Annotated in this window: 2 protein-coding genes; both read right to left on the reverse strand. The window is 69.5% G+C overall.

What is annotated here, in order from left to right; genetic code table 11:
* The coding region (locus tag VIB55_RS24375; protein ID WP_331879290.1) for a lysyl oxidase family protein at positions 1 to 707 on the reverse strand (707 nt) is incomplete at its 3' end.
* A 345-nt stretch (positions 708 to 1,052) separates the two neighbouring features.
* Positions 1,053 to 2,013: APC family permease (locus tag VIB55_RS24380; protein WP_331879291.1), on the reverse strand; the 961-nt coding region annotated here is incomplete at its 5' end.

Here is a 2,013-nt window from a genome sequence, read left to right on the forward strand (position 1 = left end):
CCCGGGTTCACCGTGATGCGCAGGATGTAGTCGCCCGGCGGAACCGGCTCGTTGGGATCGTCCAGCACGAAGTACTGCCCCCCCAGCTGCTTCACGTACGTGTCGGCGTAGCCCACCGAAATGCCCTGGTTTCCCGCGCGGGTGGGGGTGCCGCAGTTGTAGTACACGCGCTCCTTCGGCTGGCCGTTCTCGTTGCTGAAGGGGGTCGTGTCGATCATGCAGAAGCCACGCTTCCGCGCCTTGACCGAAGCGCCCAGCTTGCCGTCCGCACCTACCGGGAACATCTCGTAGGTGGCGTAGTTGCGGAAGTGGAAGTGCCCGTGGCAGCCGTCCAGCTCGTACAGCCCATCGCTGTCGGAGTAGTCGCCGTCGCCGTTGGGGTCGATGTGCGTGCGGGGATCGCCGATGAACACGTCGGCGTCGCCCTTGTTGGGCGTCTCGACGGTAAAGCGCAGCAGCCGCCGGTCGCCCGGGGGCACGTCGCCTTCCTGCACGCTGCACAGTGTGGGCGACAGGTATTCGTCGGTGATCACCCAGGAGCTGGCCAGCTTGGCGGCGTCCACCACCAGGTCGGGGGTGCCGACCAGGTCCTGCACACCCAGGCCCTTGGCTGGGCCATCGGGCTCAGCGATGCTCCGGGCGGCGGTTTCGCACGCGGCCGCCGTGACTGCCGCGGCCAGACAGACCAGCACGATCTTGGTACGCATCTTACCTCCAGGTGGGATGAGTGGGGGGAGCACCCCCGGGGGAACCGCTCAGGGGGACGAGCGGCTGACACGGAACGATGCAGCGGCGTGCATTCTGGTGCACGGGCGCACCGGCGTTTTTTGGCTGGCCGTGAACCGCCGTTCTGGCGCGGATGGCCAGGCACGGGGCCGGGGATGTCGATGGAAACCAGCGATTTTGCTTGATGTTGCGCGCGTCCCGTGAGGACGCCGGGGCAGGCGGAGGAACCTGCGCAGGTCTCGCTGCCCACATAGCGTGGAGGCCGGAAGGGCGCGCTTCAGGTACTCTGTCTTACAACATGCGTGCCGAAGGGGGGACGGCGAGGCTCAGGTCTGCCGGCTGCGCCGCGCGACGGCGTACAGCGCCGGGCCGACCGCCGCGACCGCGAGCGCCGAAAGAACGGCGGGGGCGCCATACTCCGGATCACGCAGGTTCAGGATGGTCACCACCGTCAGCACGATGGCGGGAACCGCCGCCACCACCACCACGCCCGCCGTTCCCACCGGCAGCCGGAACGGTCCGCGCAGCCCCGGCTCGCGCACCCGCAGTGCGATGAGCGCGGCAAACTCCATCATCAGCGCCAGCGAGTACAGCAGCACGTCGGCCGTCACCAGATGGCCGAACGAGAAGAGCGAGAACACCGAGTAGAACACGGCCGACACCAGCACCGCGTTCCGCGGCGTCCCGCGCCCGTCCGTCTTCGCCAGGGCGGCGGGGAGCAGCCCGTCCGCGGCCATCACCAGCGGAATGCGCGAGTACGCCATCAGCAGGGAGTTGAACAGGGCCAGCGCGCTCACCATCCCGCCCAGCGCCAGCCATCCCCCGATCCACCGCCCCCCGAACGCCGCCGCCTGCTCCGCGATCTGCGGCCAGCCGCCCTCCCGCCACGTCGTTCCGTCGCTTGCCCCCAATCCCGCCATCAGCGGAACCACGTATCCCAGCGTCACCAGCGGCAGCGTCAGAAAGAGCGCCCGCGGATAGGTGCGCTCCGCATCCACCACCTCGCCCTGCACCGTCGAGGCGTTGTCCCACCCCAGGTAGTTCCACAGCACGGTGGAGAGCGCCACGCCCAGCGCGCCCACGCCGAACTCCCCGCCGGTGCTGAAGGGCCGCCACGGCACGTGCGAGATGTTGGGGATGGCGGCCAGCGCGAACGCCAGGAATCCCGCCACGATGAAGGCACCGGCGAAGACGGATACGCGGCCCACGCGAAAGGCGCCGCGCAGGTTGATGGCCGTGGCGCCCCAGATCACCGCGAGCGACACCGCCCAGCGCGCCGGCGCGCTC

The sequence above is a fragment of the Longimicrobium sp. genome (assembly GCF_036554565.1).
GTDB lineage: Bacteria > Gemmatimonadota > Gemmatimonadetes > Longimicrobiales > Longimicrobiaceae > Longimicrobium.